The organism is Pseudomonas sp. YuFO20 (genome assembly GCF_035064975.1).
Classification (GTDB): domain Bacteria; phylum Pseudomonadota; class Gammaproteobacteria; order Pseudomonadales; family Pseudomonadaceae; genus Aquipseudomonas; species Aquipseudomonas putida_AE.
The window spans coordinates 40,524-52,945 of the sequence record NZ_JAXDEO010000027.1 but is presented as its reverse complement, the minus strand read 5'-3'; the positions used below and the strand labels follow the sequence as shown (position 1 = coordinate 52,945).

The window sequence follows — 12,422 nt, the reverse complement described above, 5'->3', positions numbered from 1 at the left end:
AATTCACAACAGTGTCACTCAACTGTCACCGTCGCCCTTTAGCCTCGAGGCTATTTCAGGGACGTAGACATGCCACACGCCGAAATCACCCCGCAAACCGCGCCAAACCTGACTGCCGTGCTGTTCGGCCTGAGTGGTTGCCTGGTGGATTTCGGCGCCTGCATGCGCCTTCAGGCCAGCCATGGTGCCGATCACGCCGAGGTCACCCCCGGCGCCCTGGAGAGTCTGCACAGCTTGCAGCGCCAGCAGGTCCCCTGCGCCTGGCTCGATGAACTACCTCCCTCGACCAGCCATGCTTTGGCTATCGGCCTGCCGCAATGGATCAAGCCTTCGCAGCCTCTGCAACAGCTTGCAACAATCAAACCCTGGCCGGCACCGGATGCGTGCTGGCGAGCCTTGATGGCCCTGGACATCGAACGCCTGGAAGGTTGCGTGCTGGTCAGTGGCGAACCGCGGCTGCTGCAATCGGGTCTCAATGCCGGGTTGTGGACCATCGGCCTGGCCTCCTGCGGCTCGCTCTGCGGGCTGTCGCCGGCGCAATGGCAGGCATTGTCCACACAGGAACGCGACATCAAGCGCAGCAAGGCCACGGTGCAGCTGTTCGGCCTGGGCGTGCATTCGGTGATCGATCACCTCGGTGAACTCGACACTTGCCTGGCAGACATCAGTTTGCGTCGGCTCAAGGGCGAAAAGCCCTGATACAGATCATGCAGGTTAGGCGCGAGTGGATTAATCTAAAGATAAGCCATAGACCTTTGGCGCGCCGTCGCGGTCTATGCCAGTGCCTATCGATAAAAGGAAGAACGCCATGCCTGCCCGCGAACTGCAAGAACAGCTCAATGCCCTGCGCGAGCAATTGGACCAGAATCCTCCGCTGACCGAAGTCGAGCGCGAAGACCTGCACAAGCTGATGCAACAGATTGAATTTGAGCTGGAGCTCGAAACCAAGACCCAGGACGTCAACCTCGCCGATAACGTCAACATGGCCGTCGAACGCTTCGAACTCGAACACCCGACCCTCTCCGACGCTCTGCGCCGGATTGGCACAGCCCTGCACAGCATGGGGATCTGATCCTGTGGGAGCGGGCTTGCTCGCGAAGACGGAGTGTCAGTCACCATTGATGTTGAATGTGACGCCCCATTCGCGAGCAAGCCCGCTCCCACATTAGATTTTTACTGGCGAACCAGGCGATGGTTCGGCAGTTGCACCTCTTCAGTACTGCGATACGGATTGATATCCAACCCACCCCGCCGCACATACCGCGCATACACCGTCAATTTCTCCGGCTTCAGCAACCGCTGCAGATCAAGGAAAATCCGCTCCACGCACTGCTCATGGAAGTCCGAGTGCTGACGGAAGCTGACGATGTACGCAAGCAAGCTCGCGTGATCCAGCGCCGCGCCACGGTACTCCACCGCCACGCTGCCCCAGTCCGGCTGGCTGGTCACCGGGCAATTGGACTTGAGCAAATGGCTGTGCACGCTCTCTTCGACAATGCGCGAATCATCACAACGCAGCAGGTCCGGGCGCGGGTGCTCGTAGGTGCTGACGCTGATGTCCAGATCGTCGATGCACTCCCCTGGCAATGCCACCACACCTTCAGCCTCGACTTCTTTCAGGCTGCGGATGCGCACGCCCACGGTCTTGCCGGCGGCGGCCGACAGGTCCTTGGCCAGGGTCGATTCGAGGCTGGCGGTGTCGGCAAACGGTGTCTGGTTCAAGGAGTTGAGGTAGAGCTTGAACGACTTGGATTCGATGATGTTCGGCGAATCCGCCGGAATGCTGAATTCGCCGATCGCCACCACCGGTTTGCCCGACGGCAACAACCACGACAGTTCGAAGCAGTTCCAGAAATCCACGCCTTTATACGGCAGTGTTTCAGCCGTCAGGCCCAGCTCCGCCCATTTCGCGGTGCGCGGGATCGGAAACAGCAGGGACGGCGTGTAAGTGGCAATGTATTCGCTGGATTTGCCCAGCGGCGAGTGTTCGGCTGCGGGATGCATGGCGGAAACCTGACTGAAGAATCAGCGGATTCTACCAGCCTTTGCCGCAGCCTTTGAGTGCTTACTGACTGACAGTCAATTTGCCTACCATGCCGGCCTGGTAATGACCGGGGATGTTGCAGGCAAATTCGAGGCTGGTGGCCTTGGTGAACGTCCAGGTCAGCTCGGCGGTCTTGCCAGGCTCCACCAGCACGCTGTTGGGGTCGTCGTGCTGCATGGCATGGCCCATTCCGGCCATGGCGCTGTGGTCCATTGCCTTCACGCCGGTAGGCGTGAGCATGCCGTGTTGCTGCATCTGCAGCATTTCCTGCTGATGCCTGGCATGCATCGCGGCATCGCCGAGGTTGAATTCGTGCAGCAACTGGCCTTTATTCACCAGCACGAAGCGCACCGTTTCCCCGGCCTTGATCTCGATCGCCTTGGGGGTGAACGTCATGTCACCCATGACCACCTCGACGCTGCGGCTCGCCTTGGCGGCCGGTGCCGGCTGACCAAAATCCCAGGTTTGCGCCGGCGATGCCCACACCGGCGAACTCAGCGCCAACAGACAGCTGGCCAACAACACGGATTTGCGCAAAAACATCGAAGTACTCCAACAAGATAAAGGTTCAGCCTGTGGAAAACTCTAAACTGCCACTGCTGCCCGTTACCTGACAGCCAGATTACAACTTTGTCAGCTTGGCCTGCAGCGTCGTCGCCCAAGGTATAACGCTGTCGTGCCATTTAGCCCGAGTCGCCCATGAAACTGCTGATCGTCGAAGACCAACCGAAAACCGGCCATTACCTGCGCCAGGGCCTCAACGAGGCCGGGTTCACCACGGAACTGGTGGCCGACGGCAGCACCGGTCAGCAACTGGCGCTGAGCGGTGACTATGCCCTGCTGATTCTCGATGTGATGCTGCCCGGTCGCGATGGCTGGCAGATCCTGCAAGCGGTGCGCAGCGCCGGCCTCGACACGCCGGTGCTGTTCCTCACCGCCCGGGACGCCGTGGAAGACCGGGTCCACGGCCTGGAGCTGGGCGCCGACGATTACCTGGTCAAGCCGTTCGCCTTCTCCGAGTTGCTCGCCCGGGTCCGCAGCCTGTTGCGCCGTGGCAGCACCCCACCCCAGGAAACCTGCCTGCAACTGGCCGACCTGCGCCTGGACCTGATCCGTCGCCGCGTCGAGCGCAGCGGCCAGCGCATCGACCTGACCGCCAAGGAGTTCGCCCTGCTGGAAATGCTCCTGCGCCGCCAGGGCGAAGTCCTGCCCAAATCGCTGATCGCCTCCCAGGTCTGGGACATGAATTTCGACAGCGACACCAACGTCATCGAAGTCGCGATCCGCCGCTTGCGCCTGAAGATCGACGACGAGTTCCCGAACAAACTGATCCACACCGTGCGCGGCATGGGCTACGTGCTTGAAGAGCGCCAGCCCTGATGCGCCGGCTGTCCTTGAGCGCGCGCCTGGCACTATTGTTCGCCGCGTGCACCGCCGTGGTCTCGCTGTTCGCCGGGTTTCTGTTCAGCCGCGCCAGTGAGGCGCACTTCATCGAGCTCGACCAACAGTTGCTGGACGCCAAGCTTGTTGGATTACGAAGGGCATTGCCGGATATCCAATCAAGCGAAGGTCAAGCCCGGCTGGCCGACGAATTGAGTCGCCAGGCCGACCTGTCACTGCGCATCAGTGGCAGCGATGGCCGCCGCTGGCATGACAGCTCCCCGCGCCTGCCGCCGACCTTGCCGCGCCAGCCCGGCTTGTCCACGGTGAGCCACGACGGCACCGACTATCGCGTGCTGAACGCACCGCTGTATCCCGACCAGGTCGATTCGCCGCAACTGACCCTGCTGCTGGACATCACCCATCACCAGCATTTTCTGCAACGCATGCAACACCTGATCTGGCTGACTGTCGGCCTGTCCGCCCTGGCCACTGCCCTGCTGGGTGCCTGGGCCGCGCGCAGCGGGTTGCGACCGTTGCGCCGCATGAGCGCGGTCGCCCGTGGGGTCTCGGCGCACTCGCTGAACGCCCGCCTGCCGGAAGCACAGATGCCGCCGGAGCTTGCCGAAATGGCCCACCACTTCAACGCCATGCTCGGACGCCTCGACGACGCCTTCCAACGGCTCTCGGCCTTCTCCGCCGACATTGCCCATGAGCTGCGCACACCGCTGTCGAACCTGCTGACCCACACCCAGGTCACCCTCACCCGTGAGCGCCCCCTCGAGGATTATCGCGAAGCGCTGCACAGCAACCTCGAGGAACTGCAGTGGATGGCGCAACTGGTCAACGACATGCTGTACCTGGCCAAGGCCGACCACGGTTTGTTGATGCCCAAGCGCGAACCGCTGGAACTGGCTGAGGAAGTGGATGTGTTGCTGGAGTTTTTTGCGCCCCTGGCCGAGGAAACTCAACTCACCTTGAGCCGCGACGGAAATGCATGCATCGAGGGTGACCGCAGTATGTTGCGCCGGGCGCTGTCCAACTTGCTGGACAATGCGCTGCGGTTTACCCCGGTTGGGGGCGAGGTTCGGGTGCGGATTGTCGATCGGCCCGAGGGCTTGAGGCTGACGGTGGAAAATAGCGGTGAGGGGATTTCAGCGGATTTGCTGCCGCGGCTGTTTGATCGTTTCTACCGGGCCGATCCGGCGCGACATGAAGGCAGCAGTGAGCATGCGGGATTGGGATTGGCGATTACCCAGTCGATCATCCGGGCCCATAGCGGGCAGATTCGCTGTGAATCGGCTGATGGGTGGACGCGGTTTGTGATTGAGTTGCCAAAGGGAGATTGAGGCCAGCCGGGCCGGCCTCTTCGCGAGCAAGCCCGCTCCCACATTGGATATGCTGTGTTCACAAATCCACTGTGGGAGCGGGCTTGCTCGCGAAGGCGGTGTTACTGGTTACGAATAACGCAACGCGTGAGCCGGCTCGATCTTCGCCGCACGCCACGCCGGATAAACCGTGGCCAAAAAACTCATGACAAACCCCGCCGTGCAGATCAGCGCGACGTCCGCACCCTGCAATTCAGACGGCAAATTACTGACGAAATACACATCGGAACTGAAGATGTGCTGTCCGCTAACCCGCTCTACCCAGCCGACCATGGCACTGACATTCAACGCCGCAATCACGCCCAGCACGCCGCCGATCAGGGTGCCTACAATCCCGATCACGGTGCCCTGAACGATGAAGATCGCCATGATCTGCCTTGGCGTGGCGCCGATGGTGCGCAGGATCGCGATGTCCGCGCCCTTGTCGTTCACCACCATGATCAAGGTGGCGATGATGTTGAACGCCGCCACCGCGACAATCATCAGCAACAACAGGCCAATCATGGTTTTTTCCATCTTCATGGCGCTGAACAGGCTGCCCTGGGTGTGGGTCCAGTCGTCAGCCTTGTAGGCGGCGCCCAGCCCCGTGGCGATGTCGCTCGACACTTGCGGCGCGGCGTACAGGTCCTTCACCGCCAGGCGCACGCTCTGCACCTGGTTCGGCGCCCAATGCTGCATCTGCGCGGCATCGGCCATGTGGATCAGTGCCATCGAACCGTCCAGTTCGGCACCGACCTTGAACACCCCGACCACGTTCAGCCGTTGCATGCGCGGGGTGATGCCGCCCGGCGCATTGCTGACTTCCGGCACGATCAGGGTGATCTTGTCGCCGACATTCAGGCGAAACCGCCGCGCCGTGATCTCGCCGATCACCACGCCAAACTCGCCCGGCTTCAACGCATCCAACCGTCCCTGGACGATATGCTGGGCGACGATCGACACCTTGCCTTCCAGCGCCGGATCGACGCCGCTGACCTGGATCGGCTGCATCGTGCCCTTGTAGGACAGCATGCCTTCCATCTCGGTGAACGGCACGGCGGCCGTGACTTGCGGGTTTTTCATCGCGGCCGCCGCAACGGGCTGCCAGTCATCGATGGGATTGACCCCGACGATGGTCGCATGCGGGACCATGCCGAGGATGCGTGAGCTCATTTCGCGCTGGAAGCCGTTCATCACCGACAGCACCACGATCATGGCCAGCACGCCCAGGGCGAGGCCGATCATCGAGGTCATCGAGATGAAGGAAACGAAGCGATTGCGGCGCTTGGCGCGGGTATAGCGCGTGCCGATAAAGATCGATAACGGTCTGAACATTCGCTGGGGCACCGTATAAAAATAGAAAACCCGACTGGCTTTTCAGTGCCGTCGGGTTGCAACCGGTCAGATGGGCGTCAGGCAACCTTCCTGCAAATGCAGGACGCGGTCCATCTGGCGGGCCAGGTTCATGTCGTGGGTCACCACCAGGAACGCCGTGCGCATCGAGGTGCTGAGTTCCAGCATCAAGTCCTGGATGCCCTGGGCGGTGTGTGAGTCGAGGTTGCCGGTCGGCTCGTCGAGCATCACCAGGCCGGGATTGTTCACCAGGGCGCGGGCGATGGCCACGCGCTGGCGTTCGCCACCGGACAGCTCCGCCGGCTTGTGCTCCAGTCGGTGGCCCAGCCCTACCCGCGTCAGCAACGCGGTGGCACGTTGACGCGCCTCGGGGATCGCGGTCTTGCCGATCAGCAGCGGCATGCAGACGTTCTCCAGGGCGGTGAATTCCGGCAGCAGGTGGTGGAACTGGTACACGAAGCCCAGGGCGCGGTTACGCAGCAGCCCGCGTTTTTTCTCGCTCAGCGCCGACAGCTCTTCGCCGTCGAGCCAGACGCTGCCCTTGGTCGGCGTATCGAGGCCGCCCAGCAGGTTGAGCAAGGTGCTCTTGCCCGAGCCCGACTTGCCGACGATCGCCACACGCTCGCCCGGGTGCAACTCCAGTTGCAGGCCCGCCAACACTTCCACCGACTCCGGGCCTTCCTCGTAGGATTTGCCCAGGCTGCGGCAGCTCAAGATTGCTTTATCACTCATGCCCGACTCACTCATAACGTAGCGCCTCCGCCGGCTGGGTGCGCGCGGCACGCCAGGCGGGATACAGGGTGGCGAGGAAACTCAGGACCAACGCCGCGCAGCAGACCATCAGGACATCCTGGCTCTGCACCTGCGACGGCAGGTAATCGATGAAATACACGTCGGCGTTGAGGAATTTGTGGCCGATGAGGCCTTCAAGCGCCGAGATCGCCGCGCTGACATTGAGCGCGGCGAAGATCCCGACCACCGCGCCGATGGCCGTGCCGACCACGCCGATCACCGTGCCCTGGACCATGAACGTGCGCATGATCGTGCCCGGCGTGGCACCGAGGGTGCGCAGGATCGCGATGTCACTCTTCTTGTCGTTCACCACCATCACCAGCGTGGAAATGATGTTGAACGCAGCGACCGCGACGATCAGCAGCAGCAACAGGCCGATCATGGCTTTTTCCATGCGGATCGCCTGGTACAGGTTGCCGTGGGTGCGGGTCCAGTCGCGGGCATAGAAACGGTCTTCGCCCAGCTCGCGGGCGATGCTCCACGCCGTGCGCGGCGCCTGGAACAGGTCGTCGAACTTCAGCCGCAGGCCCTGCACCTGATCCGGCTTCCAGCGATGCAGGCGCGCCAGGTCCTGGAGATTGGTGATGCCCAGGTAACCATCGAGCTCGCCGGCACCGACATGGAAGATGCCGACCACGGTGAAGCGCTTCATGCGCGGGAACATCCCGGCGGGGGTCACGGTGACTTCCGGCGCGACGAACGTCAGCTTGTCGCCGATGGCCGCACCGAGCTTCGCCGCCGCCTTGTCGCCGATGACGATGCCGAACTCGCCCGGCGCCAGGTCGTCGAGTTTGCCCTGGGTCATGAAGTTGTCGATGATCGATACCTGGCGTTCCTGCGCCGGGTCGATGGCATTGAGCAGGATCTTGTTGACCTTGCCGTTGTTGGTCAGCAAACCCTGCATCTGCGTGAACGGCGCCACGGCCGTCACCTGAGGGTTCTGCTTGACCTTGGCGGCCAGGCCCTGCCAGTCGCTGAGCGGCTCGCCGGATTCGATGGTCGCGTGGGGCACCATGCCCAGCACGCGGGTGCGCATCTCATGATCGAAGCCGTTCATGACCGACAGCACCACGATCATCACGACCACGCCAAGGGCGAGTCCGATCATCGAGGTCAGGGAAATGAATGACACAAAATGATTGCGACGCTTTGCACGGGTATAACGCGTGCCGATAAATACGAAGAGAGGTCTGAACATGTCGGGGCTTGTTCGGAGGGAAAAGGAACGTCCTTGTGGCGGGGGTCGATAACCAGCTTTACACTCAGACCACCGCCGCTACCATGGGTTCGCCATGTCGACATTAGATGAAGAAGATCGCCGCGAATACTACCGTATCGAGGACATGATCGCACTGGAAATTCGGCCCCTGTCCGCCCTCGAAGCCGCCGGGCAGGAAGTGTTGCAGGATGCTTCCCCACTGTTCAATCTGCTCAGCGAACTGCACCTGAGCGAATTCGAGTCGCAGCACCTGCTGCGCCAGATCAGCGAGCGCGACCGCAACCTCGCGGCGTTCCTCAAATCCCAGAACAAGCGCATCGATCTGCTCAGCCAGGTGATCGCCATCACCGTGCTCGGGCAGATCGGCGAACCGCAGCCGGTGATCATCTCCGAAGGCGGCATCGACTTCCAGCACCCTTCCCCCATCGCCGCCGGTTCGCGCCTGTCGATCAAGCTGGTGCTGATGCCCCAGGCCCTGGGCCTGTTGCTGCGTGCGCGCGTCACCCATTGCGACCGCAAGGGCGATGGCTTTGATGTCGGCACCGAGTTCGAACACCTGACCGATGCCCAGCGGCAACTGTTGGCGCGCCATATCTTGCAGAAGCAGGCCCAGGAACGACGCCTGGCCCGCGAACTGAACGAATCAGGCATTTAAATAAAGGAATAATCGTGACCCTCATCTACGGCCACCGCGGCGCCAAGGGCGAAGCACCGGAAAACACCCTGACCAGCTTTCAGGAATGTCTCAAGCACGGCGTACGCCGTTGTGAACTGGACCTGCACCTGTCCATGGACGGCGAGCTGATGGTCATCCACGACCCGACGCTCAAGCGCACCACTGACCGGCGCGGCAAGGTGGTCGAGCACACCGCGGCGGAACTGGTGACCTACGACGCGCGCAAGGGTGGCCCGGGCTGGATCAAACCTTGCCCGATCCCGACCCTCGAAGAGCTGTTCGAGCAATGCGATTTCGAGCACTGGCAACTGGAAGTCAAGAGCGCTTCACGCACCCGCGCCGCGACGACAGTGCTGGCAATTCGCGAAATGGCCCAACGGCATGGCCTGCTGGACAGGATCACCATCACCTCGAGTTCGCGGGAAGTGTTGAAGGCGGCCCTGGACCTGGTGCCGGACGTGTCCCGCGGCCTGGTGGCCGAATACGCCTGGCTCGACCCGTTAAAGGTCGCCCAAGGCTACGGCTGCGAGATCCTCGCGCTGAACTGGACCCTGTGTACGCCGGAACGCCTGCAGAAGGCGCAGCGCCAGGGGCTGCATGTGTCGGTGTGGACAGTCAACGAACCCGCGCTGATGCGCAGGCTCGCTGATTTCGGCGTTGACAGCCTGATTACAGACTTTCCCGGTTTGGCCACTGCCACGCTCGAGAATTGCTGAAATCGGTCTCCCCGGCCGGCTCAGGCCACCGGCCGGAGCCGCTCAAAAAAGCCGGTTGAGGCCGTCGTACGCGGCGACCCGATAGGCTTCGGCCATGGTCGGGTAGTTGAACGTGGTATTGACGAAATACTTCAAGGTGTTCAGCTCGCCCGGCTGGTTCATGATCGCCTGGCCGATGTGCACGATCTCCGATGCCTGGTAGCCGAAGCAGTGAACGCCCAGCACTTCCAGGGTTTCACGGTGGAACAGGATCTTCAGCATGCCTTGCGGCTCGCCGGCGATCTGCGCCCGGGCCATGCTCTTGAAGAACGCCTTGCCCACTTCGTACGGCACCTTGGCCTGGGTCAGCTCCTGCTCGTTCTTGCCGATCGAGCTGATCTCCGGAATGGTGTAGATCCCGGTCGGTACGTCGTTGACGAAGCGCCAGCTACCGTTGTCGACGATGCTGCCAGCGGCCGAACGACCCTGGTCATGGGCGGCACTGGCCAGACTCGGCCAGCCGATCACATCACCGGCGCCGTAGATGTTCTGGATCCCGGTGCGGTACGCCTCGTCGACTTCGATCTGGCCACGGCTGTTGACCTTCACGCCGATGTTTTCCAGGCCCAGCTGGTCGGTGTTGCCGGTGCGGCCGTTGCACCAGAGCAAGGCGTCGGCCTTGATCTTCTTGCCGGACTTGAGGTGCAGGATCACGCCGTTGTCCACGCCTTCGACGCGGTCGTACTCTTCGTTGTGGCGAACAGTGATGTTGTTGTTGCTGAAGTGGTAGCTCAACGCCTGGGAAATTTCCGAGTCGAGGAAGCTCAGCAACTGGCCGCGGTTGTCCACCAGCTCGACCAACACACCCAGGCCACTGAAGATCGAGGCGTATTCGCAACCGATCACGCCGGCGCCGTAAACGATGAGTTTACGCGGGGTGTGGCCGAGGCTGAGGATGGTGTCGCTATCGTAGATACGCGGGTGATGGAAATCGATGTCGGCCGGGCGATAAGGGCGCGAACCGGTGGCGATGATGATGTGCTTGGCCACCAGTTTTTCCACCACGCCATTGGCGCAGACCACTTCGATGGTTTGCTCGTCGGCGAAACTGCCGGTACCGAAGAACACATCGACGCGGTTACGGGCGTAGTAGCCGGTGCGCGAGGCGACTTGCTTGGAGATCACTTTCTCGGCGCTTTTCAACACGTCCGGGAACGAGAACCAGCGCGGCTCACCAATGGCCCGGAACATCGGGTTGGTGTTGAACTGCATGATCTGCCGGACCGAGTGACGCAGTGCCTTGGACGGGATGGTGCCCAAGTGAGTGCAGTTGCCGCCAACCTGGCGACGGCTGTCGACCATCGCCACCTTGCGCCCTGCCTTGGCGGCGTTCATTGCCGCGCCTTCCCCCGCCGGGCCGGAACCCAACACCACCACGTCGTAGTTGTAGACAGCCATGCGTACTCCTCAGAACAGGCCGTGGCGCCAGCGGCACCTGCGGCTAAATCACGCCAATCTGTGGCATGAAGGAACAATTTGGGGCCCATGCAGAACCCGGACACAGTCTATAGAAGCGTCAACGCCGCGCACATTAACCCTTGGTCGCGTCGTAGGCTAGTTTTGCCTGCACTACAACGCCAGGTTTCAATGCCTGAATCGCCGTTATCATTCGGTTTTTTCGCCACTCAGGCGTGCAAAAGCCTGACTGCTGCGTGTGACGAAACCTGTATCGGTGCGCATCACAAAAAATGCGCCGATGCCGTGTTTTTCCGCGTAGTCCCAGCCCCGCTCCGGGCCAAGAATCAGCAACAGCGTCGATAAGCCATCGGCCATCAGCGCTGAAGGATGAATCACCGTGACTGACGCCAGGTTGTGTGAGACCGGTGTACCGGTCCGGGCATCGAGAGTGTGGGAAAAACGCTGGCCACCCTGTACGAAATAATGTCGGTAGTCGCCGGACGTGGACAGGCCATAGCCGTCGACGGCGATGATGCGCTCGGTCACCTGCTGATCGTCCCGAGGTTCTTCCAGGGCGATGCGCCAGGGCGTGCCGTCCGGTTTGCGGCCCGCCGCCTTGAGTTCGCCGGTGGCTTCGGCGAGGTAGTCGTGGATGCCCATGGCCTCGAGCTTCGCGGCGATGGTGTCCACCGCGTACCCGGCCGCGATGCTGTTGAAGTCGACTTCGACGGCGGCGTCCTTGCACAGCTGGTCACCGTCGATGCGCAGATGCTCGTGACCGACACGTCGGCGCGCATCGGCCAGCGCTTGGGTAGTGGGGATTTTTTCTTCACGGGCCTGTGGGCCGAAACCCCAGAGATTCAGAAGCGGCTCCACGGTCAAATCGAAAGAGCCCTCGCTTTGCACTGACAACTGCTCGCCGACGCGGACCAATTCGAGGATCGGCGCGGGCATTTTCTGACAACGGTCGGCGGGCAAAGCGTTGAAGCGCTCGATGTCCGAGTCGCTGCGGTAGGTCGACATTTGCCGGTCGACTTCAGCCAGGATCTTTTCCACCTGAACCTGGACCTCGGCCGGGGCGGGAACACCGGCGTGTCGCACGTACTTGATCGACCAGGTGCTGCCCATGGTCGGCCCGCCGAAGCTTTCCATGGATTCGCCATTGCCGCAGGCGGACAAGGTGCCCATCAACACAAAAACAACGGCCTGCCACCTGTTCAACAAATCCCCCACTCCCCAAAGCACTTCCTGACCCAACGCCAAGCTGAGCCATTATGCGATAGAACTGTAGGAGCGAGCTTGCTCGCGAAGGCGTAGTGTCATTCACCAATGATGTTGCCTGACACGCCGCCTTCGCGAGCAAGCCCGCTCCCACAGGGTAATGCTGTTCACTTTAGGTTGGAGGGCTTCAGGTGGATATTTGGATTAGGTGTATATC

The 12,422-nt window shown here is 61.8% G+C and carries 13 protein-coding genes; 6 read left to right on the top strand and 7 right to left on the bottom strand.

Features of this window, described 5'->3' with window-relative positions:
• Positions 1-69 precede the first annotated feature (69 nt).
• Together SOP85_RS16675 and SOP85_RS16670 are read left to right on the top strand one after the other, a co-directional pair.
• Positions 70-699: an HAD family phosphatase gene (locus tag SOP85_RS16675; protein WP_323627540.1), complete on the top strand. Its 630-nt coding sequence runs from the start codon at positions 70-72 to the stop codon at positions 697-699.
• Between the two features lie 109 nt (positions 700-808).
• Positions 809-1,072, top strand: a complete 264-nt coding sequence (locus tag SOP85_RS16670) for a DUF4404 family protein (protein ID WP_323627539.1) — start codon at positions 809-811, stop codon at positions 1,070-1,072.
• A 101-nt stretch (positions 1,073-1,173) separates the two neighbouring features.
• Here the strand turns inward: SOP85_RS16670 and queF are convergent, their stop codons facing one another.
• Positions 1,174-2,004: an NADPH-dependent 7-cyano-7-deazaguanine reductase QueF gene (queF, locus tag SOP85_RS16665; protein WP_323627538.1), complete on the bottom strand. Its 831-nt coding sequence runs from the start codon at positions 2,002-2,004 to the stop codon at positions 1,174-1,176.
• A 61-nt stretch (positions 2,005-2,065) separates the two neighbouring features.
• On the bottom strand, positions 2,066-2,587 hold the full coding sequence (copI, locus tag SOP85_RS16660) for a copper-resistant cuproprotein CopI (RefSeq protein ID WP_323608371.1): 522 nt from the start codon (positions 2,585-2,587) through the stop codon (positions 2,066-2,068).
• A gap of 156 nt (positions 2,588-2,743) precedes the next feature.
• Between copI and SOP85_RS16655 the strand changes: the two genes are divergently transcribed.
• On the top strand, positions 2,744-3,424 hold the full coding sequence (locus tag SOP85_RS16655) for a heavy metal response regulator transcription factor (protein WP_274077061.1): 681 nt from the start codon (positions 2,744-2,746) through the stop codon (positions 3,422-3,424).
• Positions 3,424-4,773, top strand: a complete 1,350-nt coding sequence (locus SOP85_RS16650) for a heavy metal sensor histidine kinase (protein ID WP_323627536.1) — start codon at positions 3,424-3,426, stop codon at positions 4,771-4,773. The genes SOP85_RS16655 and SOP85_RS16650 overlap by 1 nt, the downstream gene beginning before the upstream one ends.
• 108 nt (positions 4,774-4,881) lie before the next feature.
• Here the strand turns inward: SOP85_RS16650 and SOP85_RS16645 are convergent, their stop codons facing one another.
• The 3 genes from SOP85_RS16645 to SOP85_RS16635 all read right to left on the bottom strand — a co-directional run bounded on the left by SOP85_RS16645 (position 4,882) and on the right by SOP85_RS16635 (position 8,134).
• Positions 4,882-6,126 carry a lipoprotein-releasing ABC transporter permease subunit gene (locus SOP85_RS16645; RefSeq protein WP_323627535.1) on the bottom strand — a complete coding sequence of 415 codons (1,245 nt, stop codon included), beginning with the start codon at positions 6,124-6,126 and terminating at the stop codon, positions 4,882-4,884.
• A gap of 66 nt (positions 6,127-6,192) precedes the next feature.
• Positions 6,193-6,876 carry a lipoprotein-releasing ABC transporter ATP-binding protein LolD gene (lolD, locus tag SOP85_RS16640; RefSeq protein ID WP_274077064.1) on the bottom strand — a complete coding sequence of 228 codons (684 nt, stop codon included), beginning with the start codon at positions 6,874-6,876 and terminating at the stop codon, positions 6,193-6,195.
• 7 nt (positions 6,877-6,883) lie between these two features.
• On the bottom strand, positions 6,884-8,134 hold the full coding sequence (locus tag SOP85_RS16635) for a lipoprotein-releasing ABC transporter permease subunit (protein WP_274077065.1): 1,251 nt from the start codon (positions 8,132-8,134) through the stop codon (positions 6,884-6,886).
• A gap of 94 nt (positions 8,135-8,228) precedes the next feature.
• Between SOP85_RS16635 and SOP85_RS16630 the strand changes: the two genes are divergently transcribed.
• Positions 8,229-8,810 (top strand): PilZ domain-containing protein, encoded by a 582-nt coding sequence (locus SOP85_RS16630; protein ID WP_274077066.1) that lies wholly within the window; start codon positions 8,229-8,231, stop codon positions 8,808-8,810.
• 14 nt (positions 8,811-8,824) lie between these two features.
• The gene (locus SOP85_RS16625; protein ID WP_274077067.1) at positions 8,825-9,547 is read left to right on the top strand and encodes a glycerophosphodiester phosphodiesterase; all 723 of its coding nucleotides are present in this window, start codon (positions 8,825-8,827) and stop codon (positions 9,545-9,547) included.
• A 42-nt stretch (positions 9,548-9,589) separates the two neighbouring features.
• Here SOP85_RS16625 and sthA read toward each other — a convergent pair whose 3' ends face one another.
• Together sthA and SOP85_RS16615 are read right to left on the bottom strand one after the other, a co-directional pair.
• Positions 9,590-10,984: a Si-specific NAD(P)(+) transhydrogenase gene (gene sthA, locus SOP85_RS16620; protein WP_077047123.1), complete on the bottom strand. Its 1,395-nt coding sequence runs from the start codon at positions 10,982-10,984 to the stop codon at positions 9,590-9,592.
• A 207-nt stretch (positions 10,985-11,191) separates the two neighbouring features.
• Entirely contained in the window at positions 11,192-12,172 is a 981-nt protein-coding gene (locus SOP85_RS16615; protein ID WP_442967913.1) for an FAD:protein FMN transferase, read from the bottom strand.
• Positions 12,173-12,422: the final 250 nt, after the last annotated feature.